At 60.9% G+C, this 22,987-nt stretch carries 22 protein-coding genes, 1 tRNA gene and 1 riboswitch; of the genes, 6 read left to right on the forward strand and 17 right to left on the reverse strand.

The genetic code is table 11. The features are described 5' to 3' along the window. Positions 1-47: 47 nt before the first annotated feature. The 7 genes from O5O48_RS03985 to O5O48_RS04015 form a co-directional block, all read right to left on the reverse strand. On the reverse strand, positions 48-1,055 hold the full coding sequence (locus O5O48_RS03985) for an ABC transporter substrate-binding protein (RefSeq protein ID WP_269688212.1): 1,008 nt from the start codon (positions 1,053-1,055) through the stop codon (positions 48-50). Between the two features lie 55 nt (positions 1,056-1,110). Next, a riboswitch (guanidine-I (ykkC/yxkD leader) is annotated at positions 1,111-1,215 on the reverse strand. Positions 1,216-1,431: 216 nt separating this feature from the next. Continuing rightward, complete coding sequence (locus O5O48_RS03990; RefSeq protein WP_096004567.1) at positions 1,432-1,857, reverse strand: secondary thiamine-phosphate synthase enzyme YjbQ; 426 nt, start codon at positions 1,855-1,857, stop codon at positions 1,432-1,434. A gap of 26 nt (positions 1,858-1,883) precedes the next feature. Beyond that, positions 1,884-2,345: a hypothetical protein gene (locus O5O48_RS03995; RefSeq protein ID WP_065335639.1), complete on the reverse strand. Its 462-nt coding sequence runs from the start codon at positions 2,343-2,345 to the stop codon at positions 1,884-1,886. Between the two features lie 61 nt (positions 2,346-2,406). After that, entirely contained in the window at positions 2,407-3,147 is a 741-nt protein-coding gene (locus O5O48_RS04000) for a glutaredoxin family protein (protein WP_269688213.1), read from the reverse strand. 151 nt (positions 3,148-3,298) lie between these two features. Beyond that, entirely contained in the window at positions 3,299-4,018 is a 720-nt protein-coding gene (locus O5O48_RS04005) for a copper resistance protein B (protein ID WP_269688214.1), read from the reverse strand. Next, entirely contained in the window at positions 4,015-5,871 is a 1,857-nt protein-coding gene (locus tag O5O48_RS04010; protein ID WP_269688215.1) for a copper resistance system multicopper oxidase, read from the reverse strand. The genes O5O48_RS04005 and O5O48_RS04010 overlap by 4 nt, the downstream gene beginning before the upstream one ends. Continuing rightward, positions 5,861-6,370, reverse strand: a complete 510-nt coding sequence (locus O5O48_RS04015; protein ID WP_269688216.1) for a cupredoxin domain-containing protein — start codon at positions 6,368-6,370, stop codon at positions 5,861-5,863. Before O5O48_RS04015 ends, O5O48_RS04010 begins: the two co-directional genes overlap by 11 nt. Before the next feature lie 160 nt (positions 6,371-6,530). Here O5O48_RS04015 and O5O48_RS04020 point away from each other — a divergent pair, with 160 nt between their 5' ends. Continuing rightward, entirely contained in the window at positions 6,531-7,196 is a 666-nt protein-coding gene (locus tag O5O48_RS04020) for a response regulator transcription factor (protein WP_269688217.1), read from the forward strand. Beyond that, entirely contained in the window at positions 7,174-8,517 is a 1,344-nt protein-coding gene (locus tag O5O48_RS04025) for an ATP-binding protein (RefSeq protein WP_269688218.1), read from the forward strand. The genes O5O48_RS04020 and O5O48_RS04025 overlap by 23 nt, the downstream gene beginning before the upstream one ends. Before the next feature lie 118 nt (positions 8,518-8,635). Here the strand turns inward: O5O48_RS04025 and O5O48_RS04030 are convergent, their stop codons facing one another. Together O5O48_RS04030 and glnK are read right to left on the reverse strand one after the other, a co-directional pair. Then, entirely contained in the window at positions 8,636-9,883 is a 1,248-nt protein-coding gene (locus tag O5O48_RS04030; RefSeq protein ID WP_088276302.1) for an ammonium transporter, read from the reverse strand. 51 nt (positions 9,884-9,934) lie between these two features. Then, complete coding sequence (glnK, locus tag O5O48_RS04035; protein ID WP_088276303.1) at positions 9,935-10,273, reverse strand: P-II family nitrogen regulator; 339 nt, start codon at positions 10,271-10,273, stop codon at positions 9,935-9,937. 572 nt (positions 10,274-10,845) lie between these two features. Between glnK and O5O48_RS04040 the strand changes: the two genes are divergently transcribed. Then, positions 10,846-11,091 (forward strand): accessory factor UbiK family protein, encoded by a 246-nt coding sequence (locus tag O5O48_RS04040; RefSeq protein WP_269688219.1) that lies wholly within the window; start codon positions 10,846-10,848, stop codon positions 11,089-11,091. Between the two features lie 83 nt (positions 11,092-11,174). Further along, positions 11,175-12,680 (forward strand): YifB family Mg chelatase-like AAA ATPase, encoded by a 1,506-nt coding sequence (locus O5O48_RS04045; protein ID WP_269688220.1) that lies wholly within the window; start codon positions 11,175-11,177, stop codon positions 12,678-12,680. Between the two features lie 127 nt (positions 12,681-12,807). Here O5O48_RS04045 and O5O48_RS04050 read toward each other — a convergent pair whose 3' ends face one another. Beyond that, a complete protein-coding gene (locus O5O48_RS04050; RefSeq protein WP_140418580.1) occupies positions 12,808-14,514 on the reverse strand; it encodes a putative bifunctional diguanylate cyclase/phosphodiesterase in 1,707 nt (568 codons plus the stop codon). Between the two features lie 302 nt (positions 14,515-14,816). Here O5O48_RS04050 and rep point away from each other — a divergent pair, with 302 nt between their 5' ends. Next, positions 14,817-16,826 carry a DNA helicase Rep gene (rep, locus tag O5O48_RS04055; RefSeq protein ID WP_228245657.1) on the forward strand — a complete coding sequence of 670 codons (2,010 nt, stop codon included), beginning with the start codon at positions 14,817-14,819 and terminating at the stop codon, positions 16,824-16,826. A 59-nt stretch (positions 16,827-16,885) separates the two neighbouring features. Here the strand turns inward: rep and O5O48_RS04060 are convergent, their stop codons facing one another. After that, positions 16,886-17,308 (reverse strand): c-type cytochrome, encoded by a 423-nt coding sequence (locus O5O48_RS04060; RefSeq protein ID WP_160003183.1) that lies wholly within the window; start codon positions 17,306-17,308, stop codon positions 16,886-16,888. A gap of 257 nt (positions 17,309-17,565) precedes the next feature. Here O5O48_RS04060 and O5O48_RS04065 point away from each other — a divergent pair. Next, positions 17,566-17,642: transfer RNA gene (locus O5O48_RS04065), tRNA-Arg, on the forward strand. A 52-nt stretch (positions 17,643-17,694) separates the two neighbouring features. On the opposite strand, the gene rsgA is transcribed toward O5O48_RS04065, so the two are convergent. The 6 genes from rsgA to O5O48_RS04095 all read right to left on the reverse strand — a co-directional run bounded on the left by rsgA (position 17,695) and on the right by O5O48_RS04095 (position 22,981). Further along, complete coding sequence (rsgA, locus tag O5O48_RS04070; RefSeq protein ID WP_269688221.1) at positions 17,695-18,849, reverse strand: ribosome small subunit-dependent GTPase A; 1,155 nt, start codon at positions 18,847-18,849, stop codon at positions 17,695-17,697. A 460-nt stretch (positions 18,850-19,309) separates the two neighbouring features. Then, the gene (locus O5O48_RS04075; RefSeq protein ID WP_269688222.1) at positions 19,310-19,909 is read right to left on the reverse strand and encodes a hypothetical protein; all 600 of its coding nucleotides are present in this window, start codon (positions 19,907-19,909) and stop codon (positions 19,310-19,312) included. Positions 19,910-19,995: 86 nt separating this feature from the next. Then, positions 19,996-20,187: a 4-oxalocrotonate tautomerase gene (locus O5O48_RS04080; protein ID WP_088277039.1), complete on the reverse strand. Its 192-nt coding sequence runs from the start codon at positions 20,185-20,187 to the stop codon at positions 19,996-19,998. Positions 20,188-20,197: 10 nt separating this feature from the next. Then, positions 20,198-21,001: a 2-oxo-3-hexenedioate decarboxylase gene (gene dmpH / locus O5O48_RS04085; protein ID WP_269688223.1), complete on the reverse strand. Its 804-nt coding sequence runs from the start codon at positions 20,999-21,001 to the stop codon at positions 20,198-20,200. Continuing rightward, positions 20,998-22,032, reverse strand: coding sequence for a 4-hydroxy-2-oxovalerate aldolase (dmpG, locus tag O5O48_RS04090; protein WP_118130074.1), 1,035 nt, complete (start codon positions 22,030-22,032; stop codon positions 20,998-21,000). Before dmpG ends, dmpH begins: the two co-directional genes overlap by 4 nt. 10 nt (positions 22,033-22,042) lie before the next feature. Beyond that, the gene (locus tag O5O48_RS04095) at positions 22,043-22,981 is read right to left on the reverse strand and encodes an acetaldehyde dehydrogenase (acetylating) (RefSeq protein WP_269688224.1); all 939 of its coding nucleotides are present in this window, start codon (positions 22,979-22,981) and stop codon (positions 22,043-22,045) included. Between the last annotated feature and the right edge of the window lie 6 nt (positions 22,982-22,987).

The following is a 22,987-nucleotide window of genomic DNA, read 5'->3' on the forward strand; positions in this document are numbered from 1 at the left end:
CTCCGCAAGTCCCGGTCAGGGCAGGCGCAAAGCGCCTGCCCTTGGCCTTACTGGGTCAACTCAGTGACAAAGCTGGCGTCGAAGGTGTCGGCAAAATCCGGGATCGCCGGGATTTGCTTGTTCTTCAGCAACAGGTCGGCGATCACCGCACCACTGCCATAGAACGACGTGGTTTCGCTGGACTCGACAAAGTTCTGGCCCATCTCGGCAAGCGGAATGTTGTAGACGCCTTCCATCTGCTCCAGCGCCTCGGCACCGCTCACGCCCAGCACCTTGCCGATGATCTCTGCGCTCTCTTCCGGGTGCGCCTGCATGTACTCCAGACCGGCCTGATAACCCTTGATCATGGCGGTGATGGCTTCCGGGTTTTCCTCGATCTGCTCTTCGCTGAAGGCCAACACGTCGGTGATCAGACCCGGTGCGTCCTTGGAGGAGTAGACAACGTGGAATTTGTCGCCGCCGCCCATCGCGAGGATCTGCGACACGTTCGGCTCATAGGTCACGCCAATCGGCAGGCTGCCGGAAGCCATGGCGCTGGGAATGCCTTCAGGCGTCATGTTGACCGACTGAATGTCCTTCTCGCCCATGCCGTTGATCTGCAGCGCGTAAGCCAGCAGAAAGTCGGACGGTGACAGCGGGTTGAAACCCACCTGCTTGCCCTTGAAGTCGGCTACCGAGGCAATCGATTTATCCGCGACGATGGCGTCACCGCCGTAGGAGAAGTCGATCGGCATCACCACCCGGTGCGGCAGGCCCTTGGCCACCGAACCGACCACCTGGTCGTAGGTCAGCATCGCGCCATCGACAGCGTTACCCGCCATGGCAGACGGCAGCAGCGCCGGGTCATTGAAGAACTGCAGCTCGACATCCAGACCAAACTGGTCGTACAGATCGAGTTTGTCAGCCACATAGAACGGACCGTAACCGGCCCACACAACCGTACCGATGGTCATGGAGTCGGCGGCGTGTGCGGCAACAGGAGACAGGGCGGCAGCGGCAGCCAGACTGATGCCGGCCAGGGACTTGCGGACAAAACTGAAGCGTGGGGCGGTCATGGGTACAACTCCTACACAGTAAGAAAAGGCGCACGGGGACAACGTCGTCATGACGGTCTCCCGGGCTTTTATCCCGCCGTGTAGCCCTCATTCCTTGAGAGCCGGAAAACTCTCGGACCAGACACTTGCCACGCAAGCCGGAACCCTAGTTCGCCTGAGTACCACTCCAGTGTGTGATGCGTCATGAGTCAATGACGACTCATCCCGTTTCACTGAGACTCAATGCACGGTTGGTGCCAGCTTTTTGATACCTGTCGGAAATGATCTATTTATCAGCCAGTTGCGAGCATTGCTGGCGACGGCGCTGATGCAATGGTCACCTGACGTCACTCAAATTCGCCCTGATTTGGGGCGAGCGCCCCGGGATGCACCCGGTTCAGTCGCACTGTCCCTGCAAGGTTGCCAGCACCCGGCGACTGCCGGCATGCTCCCGGTGTTCCCCGAGATAGAGACCTTGCCAGGTGCCAACGGCGAGTCTGCCCGCAGTTACCGGCAGGGTCAGTTGCACACCCAGCAGGCTCGACTTGATATGCGCTGTCATGTCGTCCGGGCCTTCGTAGGTATGCTTGAAGTAGGGGGCGTCATCCGGCACCGCGCGCCGGAAGAACGCCTCGAAGTCGCCGCGTACCAGCGGATCGGCGTTCTCGTTGACAGTCAGCGACGCCGAGGTGTGTTGCAGCCACAGATGCAGCAGCCCCACGCGCACCTCGGTCAGCTCTGGCAGCGCACGCAGAATCTCGTCATCGATCAGATGAAACCCGCGCGCACGGGGCTTGAGGCGAATTTCTCTCTGCAGCCACATTTACCTTCACCGCTCCCGGCCAAGTCTCAAAGATCCTGGCCGCGCTGGACCTGCTCGGCCAGCCGCAAGGTTTCGTGCTCTTCCATGGCCAGCAGATCCTGCATCAGCTCGCGACCACCCGCCGTTTCCGCCCGGCCCTGCAGGTAGCGATACAAGTCCAGCGCATCGTTGTGCAGGTCAAATACCATGGTGCACAGCGCATCGTAGTCCAGCCCGGCAAAGCTGGGCCGGGTATTAAGCAGGCGCACGCGCGGGTTGTCGGTAAAGTAGTCGTAGACCCAGCTATCGAGCACCTTGATATCGGCCTGCTGCTCAAAGCGCAGCACCATCTGCTGCATGCGCCGTTCGTGCTCGGCCAGGTACTGCAACAGCGCGCGCATGCGCTCGCCGGTCCCGCTGTCCGCGGCGCCAGCCTCCAGGCTGCTGGCCAGATGACCGTGCAGCTGCTGTGTCCACTCAATCAAATCGCGATAGGTTTCCGCCTTCATCAAGCCTCCTGCTGTCGTGCAACAAATGTGCATGTCGAGGTGTCAGTGTATGCGTCTGGAGCTACTTGATCAGCATCCAAATCGCCATCCCCACCATCATCAGGTTTTCGGTCAGCGAAATGAAACCCAGCGGCACGTTACTGTCGCCACCCACACAGGCACACCTCAGATCGCGTCGCTCGACATACACCGCCTTGAATACCGAAACCGCGCCGACCACCCCGATCAGCATAGCCACCGGAATGGCCAGCCACAGCAGCGCACCGGCAATCATCAGAATGCCGGCCAGTGCCTCGCCGAAGGGGTAAAGATAGGCATAGCGCACCCAGCGCTGCGCCAGCAGGTCATAACCGAGAAACATGTTGGAGAAGCTTTCAAGGTCACGCAGCTTGAGTATCGCCAACACGCACATCGATATAGCGACGAACCATTCCAGCGTGCGCACACCGAATAACGTACCCAACGCGGCCCAGCTGACACCCAACGCCATCAGCGCCGTGCAGGCAAAGACCGCGATAACCGGCTGATAAGTCACCTCATCCGCCTCCTTGACCGGCTTGCCGAAGTACCGTCGCAGCTCGTCGTAGCCGCCGATGCGCTTGCCGTCGATAAAGGCCTGCGGCGTGGTGTCCACGTCGTATTCGCGCTGAAATGCGTCGGTTTCCTCGCGACTGGTCAAGTGATGGTCTTGCACCTTGAAACCCTCACGCTTGAGCAGATCGAGGGACTTTAGCCCGAAGGGGCAAAGGTGGTTTTTCATCACCATGCGATAGAGTGTCGCTTCATGCGGTCGATCCGTCATCGGGTCACTCCTGCTGTCCGGTTTGTGTCATCTGGGCAGTGCCTGCACCGGCTGGCACAACGCCGCCCCAGCGGCACAGAACACGATCACCCTGACCTTGCGACTGCGCTACCGGCTGCGAGGTTCCAGCCGGCGACGCAGCACTGCGTAGCTAGAACATCAGCCTTACGCCCGCGACCGCAAACCAGCCGTCGCGATCTTCACCGTCCTGCACGGCAAAGTCGGCGCTGCGCCCGAAGGCCCGTTCGTAGTGCACCCCCACATAAGGCACGACGGCACGATCAACCAGGTCGTAGCTCAGCCGCAGGCCGGCTTCCATACCGCTGAGACCACGACCAACCCCAACTGCTTCGTCATCCGAGAGGGCGGCATCGAACTCCAGCTCCGGGGTCAGATGCAGGCGGTTGGTCAGCAGCAGCTCGTATTCCAGCGCGAGATCCAGCGACAGATCGCCGTGCTCACTCAGGTACAGATTGCTGTCCATCTCCAGCCAATAGGGCAGCAGACCACTCAGGCCGACAAAGGCGTAGTGCCGGTTCTCACCGTCGGGCGTGTCGAAACGCAGGCCACCACGCAGGTCCATAAAGTCGCTGACCGGGGTTTGCAGCGCCAGGCGGTTGTCGAGGGTTTCCCAGCTGTCATGATCAAAGTCGTACTCGGCTTCGCTCAGCCACAGCGCCTTCAACTCATCGGTGCCCCACCAGGCTTCGGTGCTCCAATACCCCAGCTCCTCACCACTGTCACCGTAGCGGTATTCCAGGGCATCGGCCTGCAGGCCATAGAAGAAACCATGATGCATGGAGTGACGCATTTCCTCGGCGCCCACTGATGCCGAGGCCGACAGCAGTAACGCCGTCATCAGGCGCTTCATGAGTCACCTCCTTCGGGGCCACCCTCAACAATCACGGTGCGGAACATCCCGGCTGCCGCGTGATAGGCCAGGTGGCAATGGAAGGCCCACTTGCCCGGCGCGTCGACCTCGGTCTCCATATAGACGGTCGTGCCGGGTGCCACGCTGATCACGTGCTTGACCGGATTCCACTGGCCTGCGCCAACGTCGAGGATCGACCACATGCCATGCAGGTGCATCGGGTGAGTCATCATGGTTTCGTTGACGAACTTGAAGCGCACCCGCTCGCCGTACTGCAGGCGAATCGGTTCGGCGTCCGACTCCTTGATGCCGTTGATCGACCAGATATAGCGCTCCATATTGCCCGTCAGCCGCAACTCGATCTCGCGCGTCGGCTCACGCTCTTCATACAACGGCTTCTGCGCACGCAAGTCGGCATAGGACAGGAAGCGACCGTCGTTATAGGCCTGGGGAATGAGGCCACTGCCTTGGGCGTAGAAGGGATCAGCGGGCAGTGCTGCGGCCTCGCCATGACTCATGTTGCCGTGATCCATGCCGGCCATAGCGCCGTGGTTCATGCTGCCGTGATCCATACCGGCCATGTCGCCGTGGTTCATGCCGCTGTGATCCATACCAGCCATGTCGCCGTGGTTCATACTGCCGTGATCCATACCAGCCATATCGCCGTGGTTCATGCCGCTGTGATCCATGCCGGCCATATCTCCGTGGTTCATGCTGCCGTGATCCATACCGGCCATCTCACCATGGTTCATGCTGCCGTGATCCATGCCGGCCATGTCACCGTGGCTCATGCTGCCATGATCCATACCCGCATGCGCCATGCCCATATCAGCCATGGTCAGCAACGGTGCCGGACGCAGCTCGGGAATCTCGCCCAGCATGCCCTCACGCGGAGCCAGCGTGCCGCGGGCAAAACCCGAGCGCCCCATGGATTCGGCGAATACCGTGTAGGCCCGATCTTCCTTGGGCTGGACGATAACATCGTAGGTTTCCGCCACACCGATACGCAGCTCATCCACGGTCACCGGCTGGACGTTGTTGCCGTCCGCCTGCACCACGGTCATCTTCAGGCCGGGCAGGCGCACGTCAAAATAGGTCATCGCCGAGGAGTTGATCAGGCGCAGGCGCACACGCTCACCCGGCTTGAACAGCCCGGTCCAGTTCTGCTCCGGCCCCTTGCCGTTGATCAGGCCGGTAAAACCCTGCACGTCCTCGATGTCGCTGGCCATCATGCGCATATCGCCCCACATCAGGCGATCCTTGAGCGTCGCTGCAAGGCCGTGTTCCTGGCTGTCGCGCCAGAAGTCACCGACGGTCTGCTGCTGACGGTTGTAGTAGTCCGCCGAGCTCTTGAGGTTGCGCATGATGCGGTCGCCCGAGTGCGGGTGCTTGTCAGTCAGCTGCACCACGTACTCGCGGTCATAGCGAAACGGCTCACGACCATTCGGTTCGATGATGATCGCGCCATAGGCGCCATCCGGCTCCTGAAATCCCGAGTGACTGTGGAACCAGTAAGTGCCGGACTGCGTGATCGGAAAGCGATAGGTGAAGGTTTCACCCGGCGCGATGCCCGGATAACTCAGTCCGGGCACTCCGTCCATCTGGTACGGCAGTATCAGTCCGTGCCAGTGCACCGAGGTCGGCTCATCGAGGTTGTTGGTGACATGAATGGTGACGTCCTCGCCTTCGCGAAAGCGCAATACCGGCCCCGGCGATGCACCGTTGTAGCCAATGCCCTGCTTGCGGAAGTCGCCGGTGTCGATGGTCACCTCGTCGACAGTAAGCCGGTACTCACCGGCCCAGCTCAGCGCCGGCAGCAGTGCCAGCGCCGAGAGCAATGCTCTACTCGACATCGATGCCCCCCATCATGCCGGCCTGATAGTGCCCGGGCACATTGCAGGCAAATTCCAGGTGGTCGGCGTGGTCGAACTTCCAGACCAACTCAGCCTCCTGCCCCGGCTCCAGCAGCAGGCTGTTGGCATGATCGTGCGCCATACTGTGCCCACCGCCCATGTCCATCTTCATCAACTCGCGATTGAGGTGGTCGCCCCGGATAACGCCATGATCGACCATCATCTGCATCTGTCCCTGATGAGCTTCGTGCATGGCCGCCGTGCCGATGTTGAATTCGTGGACCAGGGCGCCTTCGTTGCGCACCTTCAGGCGCACGGTCTCGCCTGCTGCAAACGACAGCTGCTCAGGCTCGAAGTAGTTGTCGTGCATGACTACCTCGATGGTCCGCGTTACCTGCTGCGGGTCACCGGGCTGCCCGCCGGCGCCGGAAGCAGCGCCTGCAGCGGTCGTTGCACTCAGCAGCAGCGCTGCGGCCAGTCCGTTCAATATGCGATTCATGCTGTCTCTCCTGTTAACCGATGGGGCGACGTTCGACACAGAATTGACAACCACCCCGGTTGCCGATGCACTCTCTGCCCCATCATCTCGGTGCTGAACCCAAGATTGCCGAGCGAAACTGAATCCTGACTGAACCACTTGGATAAAAAGGAACCTGCCGATGCGCCTGTTGCTTGTGGAAGATGACGACCTGCTGCGCAGCAGCCTGCAGGACAGCCTGAATCAGGCCGGATTCGCGGTCGACGCAACCGGCTCGGCGGTGACCGCCGAACAACTCGGACTGCAGGAAGACTACCGGCTGATTGTGCTGGATATCGGCCTGCCCGATGGCGACGGCCTGCAGCTGCTGGCGCGCTGGCGCGACGCCGGGCGAGATCTGCCGATTCTGCTGCTGACCGCCCGCGACCGCTGGCAGGACAAGGTCAACGGCCTGAAAGCCGGGGCCGACGACTACCTGACCAAGCCCTTTCACCCGGAAGAGCTGCTGGCCCGGCTACAGGCGCTATTGCGGCGCAGCGAGGGCCGCAGTCACACGCAGATTCAGGCCGGCAACTACCTGCTCGATGAGGAGCGCCAGCGGGTGCGCACCCCGGACGGTGCATGGCAACCACTGACCGGTACCGAGTTTCGTCTGCTGCGCTGTCTGATGAGCCGCCCGAATCGCTTGCATCCAAAGGAAGCACTGCTGGAGCAGCTCTATAATCTGGACGCCGAGCCCACGCTCAACACCATCGAAACCTATATCCGCCGGCTGCGCCTGCTGATCGGCCGGGACGCCATCAAGACCCAACGGGGGCAAGGCTATGTCTTTTCTGCCGACGACTAGGCGCACCCGCTCGATCCGCACCACATTGCTGCTCTGGCTGCTGCCGTTTGCCACCCTGTTCATGCTGCTCGCGTGGTATCTGCATGGGGCACTGCTGGATCGCATGTCCCGCGACTTCGTGCGCGAGCGCCTGCAGCAGGAGGTGGCCATGATCGAGCAGCAACTCGGCTCTCCCGCCGGGCTGGAGGCGCTCGACGGCAACTATTTCGGTGCACTGTCACATCACTTGTTTGTACTCAGGATCGGCGAACACGCGCGCCTGTCACATCCACAGTGGTCCGATCTGCTGCTACCCTGGCTGGACTTGCCCGATCAGGGTCTGATCGAACTGCACGGCGTACCCGAGGGCGAACCGGCGGCCCACCGCTATATGGCCTGGCGCACCGAAACGCAGATCAACGGCCAGCCGGTCACCATTGTCGCAGCCGAAGACTACAGCCAGCTGCAGGCCAGCGCCCACGAGCTGCATCTATGGACTGCGGCGGTTGCGATCGGGCTGCTGGCCGTCCTGTTTGCCCTGATTCTGCTGGCTGTGCAGCTGTCGATGCGCCCGGTACGCCAACTGCAGCAGGATCTCAAAGCGCTCAAGCAAGGGCACCTGCAACGGCTCGGAGACGCCGTACCCCAGGAGTTCAGCGGCCTTATCGGTCAGCTCAATCAACTGCTCGACACCTTGCAACACCGCCTGCAGAAGGTCCGTGAGGCCAACGCCAATCTGTCGCACCGGATCAAGACCCCCATCGCAGCAATCAATCAACTGATCAGCAGCGAGCAACCGATTACACCCGAGACCCGCAGCCAGATCAGCCAGCGCCTGGACGACATCAGTCGCCAGCTGGACGGCAGCCTGCATGCCAGCCATTCCGGCGGCCCGCTGGCCGGCAGCAGTTGCCAGCCGCTGGAACAGGCCCGCGAGCTGCTGTGGATGCTCGGCCGGCTGCACAATCATATTGAATTCGAACTGGACTCCAGCCTCGCCGAGTCTGCCCGCTGGCCGGTGGAAGAGCAGGATTTCAGCGAGCTACTGGGCAACCTCGCCGATAACGCCGGCAAATGGGCACGTAGCCGCGTTCGGGTGCGCCTGAGCGAGCAGGCCGATCAGCGTATTCTGGAGGTCCACGATGACGGGCCGGGCGTAGCGCCCGAGGAACGCAGCCAGCTCGGCACCCGCGGCTGGCGACTGGACCAGCAGATGCCGGGGCACGGCCTTGGGCTGGCGATTGTGCGGGACCTGGCAGCACGCTATCAGGGCGCTGTGCAGTTTGAGGCCAGTCCACTGGGTGGCTTGCTGGTGCGGGTCGAGATCCCCACACAGGCCTGATCCTGCCCACTCACGGGAAGGTCGTATATGGTCTCCTCCCTCATTGCAAGGGTTACAGGCACAAAAAAACGGGGCGCCCAATGGGCGCCCCGTCTGGTGTTGCGTGTTCTACCAGCGATTACTTCTTGCTGGTGAACTCCGGATAGGCTTCCATACCGCACTCGGAAATATCCACACCTTCGTACTCTTCCTCTTCGCTGACGCGCAGGCCCATCACCAGTTTGATGATGCTCCAGACGATCAGGCTGGAGATGAACACCCACAGGAAGATCACTACGATACCCATCAGCTGAGCGGTCAGGGTAGCGTCGCTGTTGGTCAGGCATACAGCCAGCAGACCCCAGATACCGACCACACCGTGAACGGAGATGGCACCGACCGGATCGTCGATCTTCAGCTTGTCCAGAGCCAGGACAGAGAAGACTACGATCACGCCGCCTACAGCACCGATCAGGGTGGCTTGCAGACCGCTCGGAGTCAGCGGCTCGGCAGTGATGGCAACCAGGCCAGCCAGTGCACCGTTCAGTGCCATGGTCAGGTCAGCCTTGCCGAACAGGATGCGGGCAACAACCAGACCAGCGATCAGGCCACCAGCAGCAGCAGCGTTGGTGTTGACGAAGATCTGGGCAACAGCGTTGGCATCGGAGATGTTGGATACAACCAGCTGCGAGCCACCGTTGAAGCCGAACCAGCCAAGCCACAGGACGAACATACCCAGAGTGGCCAGCGGCAGGTTGGCGCCCGGGATGGCGTTGATCTGACCGTTGGAGCCGTACTTGCCCTTACGAGCGCCCAGCAGCAGCACACCGGCCAGAGCAGCGGTAGCACCGGTCATGTGAACCACACCGGAACCGGCGAAGTCGAGGAAGCCAGCTTCGTTCAGGAAGCCACCGCCCCACTTCCAGAAGCCCTGGATCGGGTAGATGAAGCCAGTCATGATCACGGCGAAGACCAGGAACGCGAACAGCTTCATGCGCTCGGCAACCGCACCGGAAACGATGGACATGGCAGTCGCAACGAACACGACCTGGAAGAAGAAGTCCGAAGCAACCGAGTAGTACGGTGCATCGTCGCCACCGGCGAGTACGTCTTCAACGGTGTTCTCGGCACCGATCAGCACGCCGAAGCTCGGGAAGATACCGCCTTCCGGGCTGGAGTACATGATGTGGTAGCCGATCAGCAGATACATGGTGCACGCCGTTGCGTACAGGGCCACGTTCTTGGTCAGAATTTCAGTGGTGTTCTTGGCGCGGACCAGACCGGCTTCGAGCATGGCAAAACCCGCCGCCATCCACATCACCAGAGCACCGCAGATCAGAAAGTAGAATGTATCAAGCGCGTACTTGATTTGTACGATGTCTTCCATTTTAAGCCCCCCATATAGGCTTGGTTACTGCTGTCTGTTGAACAACCCGCCTTAGATGGCGTCGGTGCCGGTCTCGCCGGTACGGATGCGGATGGCCTGTTCGAGGTTGACCACGAAGATCTTGCCGTCACCGATCTTGCCGGTGTTGGCTGCCTTGGTGATGGACTCGATAACGCGATCCAGCATGTCGTCAGCGATGGCAACGTCGATCTTCACCTTCGGCAGGAAGTCGACAACGTACTCAGCGCCACGATACAGCTCGGTGTGACCTTTCTGACGACCAAAGCCCTTGACCTCGGTTACGGTGATGCCCTGAACGCCGATTTCAGACAGCGCTTCACGCACGTCATCCAGCTTGAAAGGCTTGATTACAGCCGTTACTAGTTTCATTTCGATACTCCCGTGTGATGGACTGCCCTGGGGGACAGCACAAGTCTATGCCGAGTTAGAGGCTTTTAGAAACGGACAAAACAAAAGTGCTGTCGCAGTCGTCAGAATCGCCGACACGCCCTGCACATGCCGGCGCACTCATCTCGACACAGGCAGAGATCAATTGCGTCCCTGCCCCCGCTGGCAGCGCCTGGGTGTTCCCGATGCCTAACCGCGGATTACGGGTCAAACCTGCCAGGGTCAATCGCTTCATTATTGTGCTCCCGATGTGATCGCTCACGATTCTGGCTGCGCCCCGATGCCGTGCCCCGTAGAGGGACATGCCGCCGGGATCAGCTGGAGCAAGCTTTGCAGAAACCCTGCCAATTTTGTTTTCCCGTTAATTTTCAATTGGTTGCAAATAAACAGGGACAGCAGGCCATCATCAACGCACTACCCATGCACCAGCATAGTGCACAAGCGTGGTGCGCGCGCACAAAGTACGCACAAGCACGGCGCGGATTTCGGCGAGCCGGATCGGAGTGCTACACTTGCAGGCCCGTCAGCCCTCTTGACCCGCAGGTAACAGGCATATGCTGCACAAACTGGTGATAGACACCATCAGCGCTCAGGCGACCAAACTGCTGATGAGCGAACAGGGGCTACCCAACGTGGAAGTCGAGAAGCATCTCAAGGCCTTGCTGCAAAGCGCGCTGAGCAAGCTGGATGTGGTCAGCCGTGACGAGTTCGATACCCAGCAGGCCGTGCTGATGCGCACCCGCGAGCGCCTGGAAGCGCTGGAAAAGCGCGTCAGCGAGCTGGAAGCCAAAGCCCCCTGATGCCCCTTGGCAGCAGCCTTGCTGCCAACCCACACGTTATCGCCTGACCCTCGGCAGTATCAGGTATTGATCAAGGAGCGATCATGTCCCTGGCCACCATCCACAGCCGCGCGCGTCTGGGTATCGACGCGCCGGCCGTCCAGGTCGAAGTCCATCTTGCCAACGGTATGCCCAGCCTGACCCTGGTCGGCTTGCCGGAAACGGCGGTCCGTGAAAGCAAGGACCGGGTGCGCAGCGCGTTGCTGAACGCGCAGCTGGAGTTCCCGGGCAGCAAGCGCATCACCATCAGCCTGGCGCCCGCCGATCTGCCCAAGGATGGCGGCCGCTTTGATCTGGCCATCGCCCTCGGGCTGCTGGCGGCAAGCGGGCAGATTCCGGCGCAGGCGCTGACCGACTGCGAGTGCATCGGCGAGCTGGCGCTGTCCGGCGAGCTGCGACCGATCCAGGGCGTGCTGCCGGTGGCGCTGGCCTGCCGCGATGCCGGTCGCAAGCTGATTCTGCCGGCCGCTAACGCGGCCGAAGCCGCCCTGGTCAGCGGGATCGAACTGATCGCTGCCGATCATCTGCTGCCGCTATGTGCGCACTTGCGCGGTGAGCAGCGCTTGCCCGACCTCCCCCCGACAGCGCCCTCAGAGCCAGCCAGGCATGCCGACCTCGCCGACGTACAGGGACAGGAGCAGGCCAAAAGGGCGCTGATCATCGCCGCAAGCGGCGGTCACAATCTGCTGCTGTTCGGGCCACCCGGAACCGGCAAGACCCTGCTGGCCAGCCGTCTGCCCGGCATTCTGCCGCCACTTGCGGAGCAGGAAGCACTCGAGGTCGCGGCGATTCAATCGGTCTGCGACCGCATGCCGCTGAGCGCCTGGCCTGCGCGCCCCTTCCGCTCGCCCCATCACGGTGCATCCGCTGCAGCGCTGGTTGGCGGCGGCAGCCAGCCACGCCCCGGTGAAATCAGCCAGGCACATCATGGCGTGCTGTTTCTGGATGAGTTGCCGGAGTTCGATCGTAAGGTACTGGAGATGCTGCGTGAGCCACTGGAGTCCGGTGCGATTCACATCGCCCGCGCCCGCGAGCAACTGCGCTTTCCTGCCCGATTTCAACTGGTAGCGGCGATGAACCCCTGCCCCTGCGGCTATCAGGGTGACCCATCGAGCCGCTGCCGCTGCACGCCGGAGCAGGTTCAGCGCTACCGCAGCAAGCTGTCGGGCCCCCTTTTGGACCGCATCGACCTGCATCTGGCGATGCGCAACGAGCCATTCAGCCTGCAGGGCAACAACGAGCCCGGCCGGCCGGACAGCGCGACTGCTGCGGCGCAGGTGGCAGCCGCCAGGGCGCGCCAGCTGAATCGGCAGCAGGGTCTCAATGCCCATATGGGACTGGAGAGCTTGCGTACGCACTGCAAGCTGAGCGACGCCGATGGTCAGTGGCTGGAGCAGGCGGTCACCCGCCTTGGGCTCTCCCATCGGGCCAGTCACCGGGTACTCAAGGTCGCGCGGACGCTGGCGGATCTGGACGCCGTAGCGCAGATCAGCCGTTCACATTTGGCAGAAGCGCTGCAATATCGGCAGCTGGACCGCCAGCCCGGCTAGAGAAAAGGTATGCAATAACTGGCAGGCGCGAACAGGTGGACTATAGTGAGTAGCAGCGGGGCGGCACCGGTGTCGAGACGCTGGCGCCAGCGGTGCCGGTCGTCGCCTTGCGTTTAACCTGCAGCAATCAGGAAATCAGTGACAGACCGGTTGCCGATCCGCACTCTTCCTCACGCCCCATCGCGTAGGCATCCATGAAGTAACACAGCTCCTCGAATGCCAGCGCCGGGCTGATGAAATAGCCCTGTACCTGATCACACCCGAGACTGCGCAGAATCTCCAGTTGGTCGCGATATTCGACGCCTTCGGCAACGACTTCCAGCCCCAGGCTGTGCCCCATGTCGATCATCGCCCCCACCAACTGACGATCGGCCGTACGCTCGGCAATCGCCTTGACGAAACTGCGATCAATTTTCAGCAGGTTGATCGGCAGGCTGTGCAGGTGAACGAACGACGAAAACCCGGTGCCGAAGTCATCCAGCGAAAAACGCAGCCCCAGGCCGGTCATCCCGTCCATGGTCATCAGCACCTGCTCCGGCTGCTGCATGACCGCGGTCTCGGTCAGCTCGAACTCCAGCCAGTGCGGGTCGATGCCGGTGCGTTCGAGCAGGCGCTTGACCGTCGACAGCAGCGCGCTGTCCTGGAACTGGCGGAACGACATGTTCACCGCCACGTGCACCGGTGCCATATTGCGCTTCTTCATCTGGGCCAGATCGTGGCAGGCGCGGGCAATGACCCAATAGCCCATTGGCACGATCAGGCCGGTCTCCTCGGCCAACGGAATGAATTCGTTGGGACCGAGCAGACCGCGCTCGGGATGACGCCAGCGAATCAGCCCCTCAAGGCCAACGATCTTGCCACTGCCGAGATCAACCCGAGGCTGATAGTGCAGCTCAAACTCACCGCGCCGCAGCGCATGGCGCAGCGAAGCCTCAAACTCGATCAGGCTGTGCGCCTGCAGATTGATGCGCTCGTCGTAAAAGTGGAAATTGCAGCCGCGCTGCCCCTTGGCCTGCAGCATCGCCAGATTGGCGTGCAGCAACAGACTGTCGACGGTCTGGCCACCCTCAGGATAGGTGGCAATACCGACACTGCAGCCGAGCAGCATGCCTTCACTGTTGACGTTGAAGGGCTCGGCCAGCTCGTTGATGATCTTCTGCGCGATCTGCAGCAGGTTGCTGGACGAGCCGTAATCCTCGACTACCAGAGCAAACTCGTCGCTGCCCATGCGGCCGATGGTGTCGGTGTTGCGCAGCACCGAGCGCAGCCGCTCGACCACTTCGCAAATAATGGCGTCGCCGGCACTGTGGCCGAGGGTATCGTTGACGTGGCGAAAGTTGTCCATGTCGACACAGAACACCGCCAGCGGCTGATTGGTACGCAGGGCGCGGCGCATGCCCTGCTTGAGGCGATCCTGAAGCATCTGCCGATTGCAGGTGCCGGTCAGCGGGTCGAAGCTTGCAGCCCTTTCAAGGGCACTGCGCAGCCGGTGGCGTTCAATGGCGTACTGCAGGCAACGCACCATCTCGCTGGCTGACGCCTGCTCCCAGAGACTGTCGTTCAAGCCGCTGTTAAACCCGGAGAAATCCGGCTCGCTGACCAAGTGAATGACGGGGACGCCACAGTCCTGCAGCAGGGAAAGATTCGCCGAACGCGACAGTACCGCCTGTACCTCACCCTGATTGATTCGGGTCTGCAGCTGATGCCAGTCATCCATACGCTCCAGCACGAAGGGCAGACGTGCCAATGCCGATAGCCGCCGACAGAGCTGCACGTAGGCTCCGTGGTCGCTATCGAGCATTACTACCCGCTGCGTCGCACTGTCATCGCTCAACTGGCGATCCCCCAAGGTTCGAGAACAACACTGACACTCACCATCCCACCCTCCAGCTAGCCAAGCTATCTACTTGATTTGGCTGACATCTTTCTGGAAGCCACTGCGACATCAGGCAGGGCTGACAGCGTCACATTACGTCTCGAAAGGCAAAGATTCTTTTAAATTTAGATATATACAGCATTTTTGTGAAGTTACTTATAGCGAAATTTTGCGTAATTACCAAGCTTCACCCGCACCGCTCATCCGGTCTCAACACGAAAACTGCTACTATTGCCCGCCCGTTCAGGAGTATCAAAGCCGTGTCACGCCTCAACCCCCGCCAACAGGAAGCCGTCGAATATATCAGCGGGCCGCTGCTGGTACTGGCAGGGGCCGGTAGCGGCAAGACCAGTGTGATCACACGCAAGATCGCCTATCTGGTCAAGGAGTGCGGTATCCGCGCGCAAAACATCATCGCCGTGACCTTCACCAACAAGGCCGCACGCGAGATGAAGGAGCGGGTCAGCCAGCTGATCAAGGGACCGGACGCCCGCGGCCTGACCGTCTCGACCTTCCACAACCTCGGCCTGAACATCATCCGCAAGGAACATCAGCGACTCGGCTACAAGCCCGGCTTCTCGATCTTCGATCAACAGGATGCCACGGCATTGATTACCGATCTGATGCACAAGGATTACGGCGCCGAAGACGGCATCGAAGGCATCCAGGCACAGATCTCCAACTGGAAGAACGACCTGATCCTGCCGGATGAAGCACTGGCCAAGGCCAAGACCCCGCAGGAGCAGACCGCCGCCAGCGTCTACATGCACTACCAGCGCACCCTAAAGGCCTACAACGCGGTCGACTTTGACGACCTGATCCTGATTCCGGTGGTGCTGTTTCGCGATAACCCCGATGTGCTCGAGAAGTGGCAGTTTCGCATCCGCTACATGCTGGTCGACGAATACCAGGACACCAACGCCAGCCAGTACCTGCTGGTCAAGATGCTGGTCGGCGCGCAATCGCGCTTTACCGTGGTCGGTGACGATGACCAGTCGATCTACGCCTGGCGCGGCGCCCGCCCGGAAAACCTGGCGCTGCTCAAGGAAGACTTTCCGCAGCTCAAGGTAGTCATGCTGGAGCAGAACTACCGCTCAACCAGCCGTATCCTGCGCGCCGCCAACACCCTGATTGCCAACAACCCGCATGTGTTCGAGAAGCAACTGTGGAGCGAGCTGGGCTACGGCGAGCCACTGCGCGTGATCCGTTGCCGCAATGAAGAGGCCGAGGCCGAGCGCGTGGCGGTCGAGATTCAGAACCAGCACCACCAGCACAAGCGTGCGTGGCGCGACTTCGCCATTCTCTACCGCGGCAACCATCAGGCGCGGCTGATCGAACTCAAGCTGCAGCACCATCAGATCCCCTATCACCTGTCCGGCGGCACCAGCTTCTTCAGCCGGCAGGAGGTCAAGGACCTGATGTCCTACCTGCGCCTGCTGGTCAACCAGGATGACGACAACGCCCTGCTGCGGGTTATCAACGTCCCGCGCCGCGAGATCGGCCCGGCCACTCTGGAAAAGCTCGGCACCTACGCCAACGAACGTCAGATCACCATGTACCAGGCCTGCACCGAGATCGGGCTGGGCGAGCGACTGGATGCCCGTTACACCGAAAAGCTGCAGCGCTTCATCACCTGGCTCGACGGCATTCGCAAGCAGTGCTACGAAGGCGACCCGATTGAAACCCTGCGACGCATGGTGCTCGATCTGGACTACGAGAACTGGATTCGCCAGAACTGCTCCAGCGACGAGATCGCTGCCAAGCGCATGGGCAACGTCTGGTTCCTGCTGGACTCGATCAAAAGCATCCTGGAAAAGGACGAAAGCGGCGAGAGCAACATCGAAGATGCCATTGCCAAGCTGGTCCTGCGTGACATGCTCGAACGCCAGGAAGAGGAAGAGGACTCCGACCGGGTGCAGCTGATGACCCTGCACGCCTCCAAGGGTCTGGAGTATCCGCACGTGTTTATCATGGGCATGGAGGAAGAGATTCTCCCCCACCGCTCCAGCATCGAAGCCGACAGCGTCGAAGAAGAACGCCGGCTGGCCTATGTCGGCATTACCCGTGCGCGCAAGACGCTGACGTTTACCTTCGCTGCCAAGCGCCGCCAGTTTGGCGAAGTCATCGACTGTGCGCCCAGCCGCTTCCTGGACGAAATTCCGTCCGAGGATCTGGAGTGGGAAGGCACCGAGGAAGCACCGGTCGAGCAGAAGCAGGCCCGCGGTAAAGCGGCACTGTCCAACCTGCGCGACCTGCTCAAAGGCTCCTGAGCCACAAAGCAAAACGCCCCGCACAGGGCGGGGCGTTCATAGCGGGACGAAAGGTCAGATCAGAGACCGGACATTTCCTTGATCGCCGCCATCAGCTCATCGTCAGAGCAGTCGCCGCAAGTGCCTTTCGGCGGCATCGCGTTCAGACCGGCAATGGCGTTCTTCAGCAACTCGTTCAGGTCACCACCGTGACGGGCTGTCCAGGCAGCGGTGTCGCCAATCTTCGGAGCGCCCAGTACGCCGGCGCTGTGGCAGGCAGAGCAGAACTTGCCAACCACATCGGCACCGGAGCGCGGGCCCGCCGCAGCAGCAGCGCCACCGCCAGCAACCTCGTCAGCACACGGATCACCTGCCAGGCAGACGGTACCGTAAGGCTTCAGACGTTCAGCGATAGCCTCTTCGTTCGCGGTGGCAGCGAAAGCATTACCGGCAACTACGGCCAGCATGGCCGCCGAGGCCAGCAGAATCTTCTTCAAAGTCATCACCTTGTGCATCCTCATCATGGCTATAAGTGTTGCGCCCAAGTGCATTGCCCGGACAATGTGCGCGAGTATACCGATAAACCCCCACCCGACAAAGTACCCGACTTGCCACAGCACGCAAGGAATCCACCCTGAGGCATGGACGCGGCCCCGTTCAATGCGTATCATTGCCGCGCTGAAACGCACCTGCCGCCGACTGCAACACACAAAGGCAGCCAAGGTGCGGCCAAAGGTCGCAATGACCGCAACAGCGCAACGCACTCGTAGCTCAGCTGGATAGAGTACTGCCCTCCGAAGGCAGGGGTCGTGGGTTCGAATCCCGCCGAGTGCGCCATTTTCCCTTGAAGAAAACGCTTTCCCGGTAGCCCCCTTCTTCTGTCTTGACCCTAATACCTGTCCTGCTTTCCCTTGCCTTTCTTGACGGAACGCACGAACTTTCCAAACGCCCTGTCCTTCCTGCGTTTTTCAAGATTCGACATCTCGTGAAATTCGGATTCCTTCTTGAGCTTGAGATAATTTTGGAAATGCTCAGGGTCCAACTCCTCGTTAGCGATGCCCTCCCGAATGGCGCAGCCCGGTTCGCTGGTATGCGTACAGTCGGCAAACCGACATTTGTGCGAATACGCCCGGATATCACTGAAGCTGTCGTCGATACCTTCACTGACGCCAAGCATCCCCAATTCGCGCATACCAGGCATGTCGATCAAAGACCCACCTTGCTCAAGCACGATAAGCTGGCGCCGGGTGGTGGTATGTCTGCCCTCGCCGGAAGCGCTGACTGCGCTGGTAGTCAGATCGCAGTCACCGACCAGAGAATTGATGAGCGTTGTCTTGCCTACGCCGGATGAGCCGAGTAGACAGCAGGTTTTACCTGGCTCAATCAGTTCGCGAACCTGGTCAACGCCATTGCCACTGAAATTGCTCAGCGCGATGACTCTGGCGCCTATCCCGGCGTCGCGAATCCTCGAGATCAATTGCTCCAATGCAACCGGACTGACCAAATCGCTCTTGGTCAGCAGTATCACTGGCTCGATACCCCCTTCGCTCGTTATCACCAGATAGCGCTCCAGTCTTCGCACATTGAAGTCAACGTGGCAGGACTGAACAACGAAGGCCAAATCGATATTGACGGCAATCATCTGGAACTCACCTTTGGCGCCAGGCTTTCTCCGCCGCAGAAACGACGTGCGCGGCAGCACCTCAAGGATGCTCGCATGGGCACCGGAGTCGTGATACCTGACGCTCACCCAGTCACCAACGCAAGGCAGATCGACAGAAGATGCGCTGGCGTAGATGGCTTTTCCCGTCAGCCTGGCAGGCACTTCGCTCTCGGCATTCCTGACGGTGTACTGATCGCGATCAACAGCAGTCACCCTGGCGATGGACTCGCCGTGACGACAATATCTGTCAGGAGGTGATAAATCCTTATGGCGATCGCATGCGACAGGCGCAGAACAGCCTGAGTCGCCGGATGCATCGGTGGTGTGGCAATCAGGGGCAAGCTTATGAAGAGCCGCTTGCTTCGGCTTGGACGTAGTCATGTGGATAATCCATTTGCAGTAATCAGGACGAACAAAACCCGCAAACCACCGCTGGTGGCCTGCAATTGTTTGTGAACGCGACAACCTGAATCCCCTGCGTGTGCAGGGTTCGGGTTATCGGATTACTGCAATCTCCAACATCCAAACCTCGATAAATGATGCGGGCTGAATCGAGCGCCGCTGGTTGATGTTAGCCACCTCGAGAGTTCAACTCAAGAACTCTCCAATCTCGAATACAAAGGCCACTGCAAGATGGCAGTGCTTGACCGCGAATGTCGGCCATCAAGTGACTAGTCAACCGTCCGATCCTGGCCGAAAGCAGCCACACCAGCGCGTCTGAACGATCAGGGTCGATGGAAAGTTGTTTCTCTCTCCATCGGCAGAAGGGCTGGGGTCAGACTTGACGTCAGGGACGGCCCAAGTCTGGGCCTGCCTCAGAGCAACGCTCGAGAATCGTTAATCAACTCATCCAGCCAAAGCCAACCAGCGCGCGGCGCGCATCGTCCAGGTCAAAGCCGACGAGGCGCTCGGGTAATCGCATGCCGGCCAACCCCAGGGCTGCCTGCAGCAGGCAAAGCGTTCCGATTCCGGGCTGGTCGTTACTGCCGCCAGCATTAAAGCCGGTGACAACCTGACGCCACTGATGCTGCTCAATCCACGAGGACATCAGGTCAAGCCAGGAGGAGTCGTACAGCGATTTCAGGCGCTGGCCCCCGTCAACGCGATCCAGACACACCAGCAGCGTACCTTTCTCGCGCCAGTCGCTCAGTGCCTGGCCAATACCGCTGTAACCCGGCTCGTCAAAGATTGCTCCCAACCGCAGCTCAATGCATTCGCCGGCGAAGTCGCCAAACAGTTCTGCGGCAATCTGGTCCAGCGGTGAGCTGGCGCTGCGCTGCACCGATGCGCAAACACCTCGACTTGAAAGCCCTTCGGCCAGGGCTGACAAGCGCTCGCCGTCCGTGCCGCTGCCGATCAGTTGCAGCCTGTCATCCTGATCGGCAATCGTGATAAACAGCACTGCCTCCGGCGTTGCACCAGAGGCAAGCAACCGGGCCATCAAGGGCCCCCTGCCCGGATCTGCCTGCCGTTCTTCCCGGCAGGACAGAAACAGCACGGGCAGGGGCGGTCTTTGCGCTGACGCCACTAGCGACGCACCTTGCTGGCCGGCTCGCCACCAATGCCGAAGTGCGACTTGGGCATTTCACTGATGATCACCCGAACGCTCGGCAGGGGCGCATCCAGCGCCCGGACAATGGCCTCGCTCACTTCGCGAATCAGCGCTTCCTTCTGCTCGTCGCTGCGCCCTTCCAGAATATGAATCTGTGCAATCGGCATGGCATGCTCCTTAAATGAATCGGCAGGTGACGCTACCCAGCCCCTGGTAGCGCACGCTGATATTGTCACCCGCTTCGACGGTAATGGCCGCGGTGATACCGCCGGTCATGATGAAGCTGCCGGCGGGGATGTGTTCGCCGCGCTCGGCCAGCAGATTGGCCAGCATGGCGACGCTCGACGCCGGGTGGCCGAGGACCGCTGCGCCGGCACCGACATCAACCACTTCGCCGTTCTTCTCCACCACAACACCAAAGTTTTTCAGGTCAACGTCTTCGACATTGGCCATCATGCCGCCAGTGATAAAGCGTGTTGAGGAGGCGTTGTCTGCCACCACACTGATCAGGTCGAACTTGAAGTTCTCGTAGCGTGAGTCAATCACCTCGACCGTCGGCACCACATAATCGGTCGCCGCGAGCACATCGCCGATGTGGCAACCCGGGCCCTTGAGCGGCGCCTTGGTCACAAAGGAGATTTCCGCCTCGATCTTCGGGTGGATCAGCTCGCTGGTGTCCACCACGCCGCCGTCTGGCACACTGAAATAGTCGGCCAGGAAGCCGTAGATCGGGGTTTCCACGCCCATCTGCGCCATTTTTGCCCAGGAGGTCAGACCCATCTTCAAGCCGACGACCTTGTTGCCGCGAGCCTCCTTGCGCCGGCGGATTTCCCACTGGATATCGTAGGCATCGGCGAAGGTCATCTGCGGGTAGTCGTTGGTGATCTTGTGGATGTCGTGCGCCTGCAGCTCTGCGTTCTCGATGTGCTCGGCCAGTGCCAGTACCTGCTCGGGCGTCAGGGTGCGTTTCTGCTCTTTCATGCCGACTGCTCCTGTTTTTTCAGCAGATCCAGTGCTACATCCACGATCATGTCTTCCTGGCCGCCGACCATGCGGCGCCTGCCCAGCTCGACCAGGATGTCGACCGTTTTCAGGCCGTATTTCTGCGCCGCCACCTCGGAGTGACGCAGGAAGCTGGAGTAGACGCCGGCATAGCCCAGCGCCAGGGTTTCGCGGTCAACCCGCACCGGGCGATCCTGCAGCGGGCGGACGATGTCATCGGCGGCGTCCATCAGGGTGTAGAGGTCGGTACCGTGTTCCCAGCCCAGCCGTTCGGCGGCGGCGATGAACACTTCCAGCGGCGCGTTGCCGGCGCCGGCGCCCATGCCGGCCAGGCTGGCGTCGATGCGGTCACAGCCCTCTTCCACCGCGGCAATCGAGTTGGCGACACCCAGGCTCAGGTTGTGGTGGGCGTGCATGCCGGTCTGGGTTTCCGGCTTGAGTACATCCTTCAGCGCGCGGAAGCGGTCACGAATATCCTGCATGCCCATGGCGCCGCCGGAGTCGACCACGTACAGACAGGTCGCGCCGTAGTCCTCCATCAGTTTGGCCTGCTGCGCCAGGCCCTGCGGGGTCTGCATGTGGCTCATCATCAGAAAGCCTACGGTATCCATGCCCAGCTTGCGGGCATGCTCGATGTGCTGTCTGGAGACGTCGGCCTCGGTGCAGTGCGTGGCGACCCGCACGATGCGTGCCCCGGCGCTGTAGGCGTTGTCCAGGTCATGGGTAGTACCGATACCGGGCAGCAGCAGGGTGGCGATTTGCGAGTGGGTGATCACTTCGGCTACCGCCTCGATCCATTCCAGGTCGGTGTGGGCACCAAAGCCGTAGTTGAAGCTGGAGCCCTGCAGGCCGTCACCGTGGGCCACTTCGATGGAGTCGACCTTGGCCTTGTCCAGTGCGCGGGCGATGTCCTGCACGTTCTTGATCGAATACTGGTGGCGGATCGCATGGCTGCCGTCACGCAGGGTGACGTCGGAGATATAGAGTTTCTTGCCGGGATTGAATGTCATGGTCGTGTCCTCAGGCCAGGTTCATCGACTGCGCCATGCGCTCGGCGGTCGCCAGCGCCGCAGAGGTCATGATGTCGAGGTTTCCGGCGTAGGCCGGCAGGTAATGGGCGGCACCTTCGACTTCCAGGAAGATCGAGGTTTTCAGCCCGCTCAGGTGGCCGAGGCCCGGTACGTTCAGCGGCTGCTCCGGCGGGATCACGTCGAACTGCACCTTCTGCTTGAGGCGGTAACCCGGCACGTAGCTGTTGACCGCCTGCACCATTTCCTCGACCGAGGCTTCAACGGCGGCCTGATCGGCCAGTTCACTGAGCACATAGACGGTATCGCGCATGATCAGCGGCGGCTCGGCCGGGTTCATGATGATGATCGCCTTGCCGCGACGGGCACCGCCGATCACTTCAATCGCCTTGGAGGTGGTTTCGGTGAATTCATCGATGTTGGCGCGGGTGCCCGGGCCGGCCGACTTCGAGGAAATCGAAGCGACGATTTCGCCGTAGTGCACCTTGGCCACACGCGAGACCGCAGCCACCATCGGGATGGTCGCCTGACCGCCACAGGTGACCATGTTGACGTTGGTCTCGTTGATGTTCTGCTCCAGGTTTACGACCGGCACGCAATAGGGGCCGATGGCCGCCGGGGTCAGATCGATGATGCGCAGGCCCGGCTTGTGACCGCGCAGCAGCACTTCGTTGTGCCTGTGGGCACCGGCCGAAGTGGCATCAAAGATAAAGTCGATGTCGGCAAATTCCGGCATCTTGACCAGCCCGTCCACCCCTTCGTGGGTGGTGGCCACGCCCATGCGCGCAGCACGCGCCAGGCCATCGGATTCGGGGTCGATACCCACCATGGCACCCATGGCGATATGCTGACTGTTACGCAAAATCTTGATCATCAGGTCGGTGCCGATGTTGCCCGAGCCGATGATCGCGGCTTTCAGTTTCTTGCTCATTGTCTT

This window comes from Halopseudomonas sp. MFKK-1, assembly GCF_027474385.1.
GTDB lineage: Bacteria > Pseudomonadota > Gammaproteobacteria > Pseudomonadales > Pseudomonadaceae > Halopseudomonas > Halopseudomonas aestusnigri.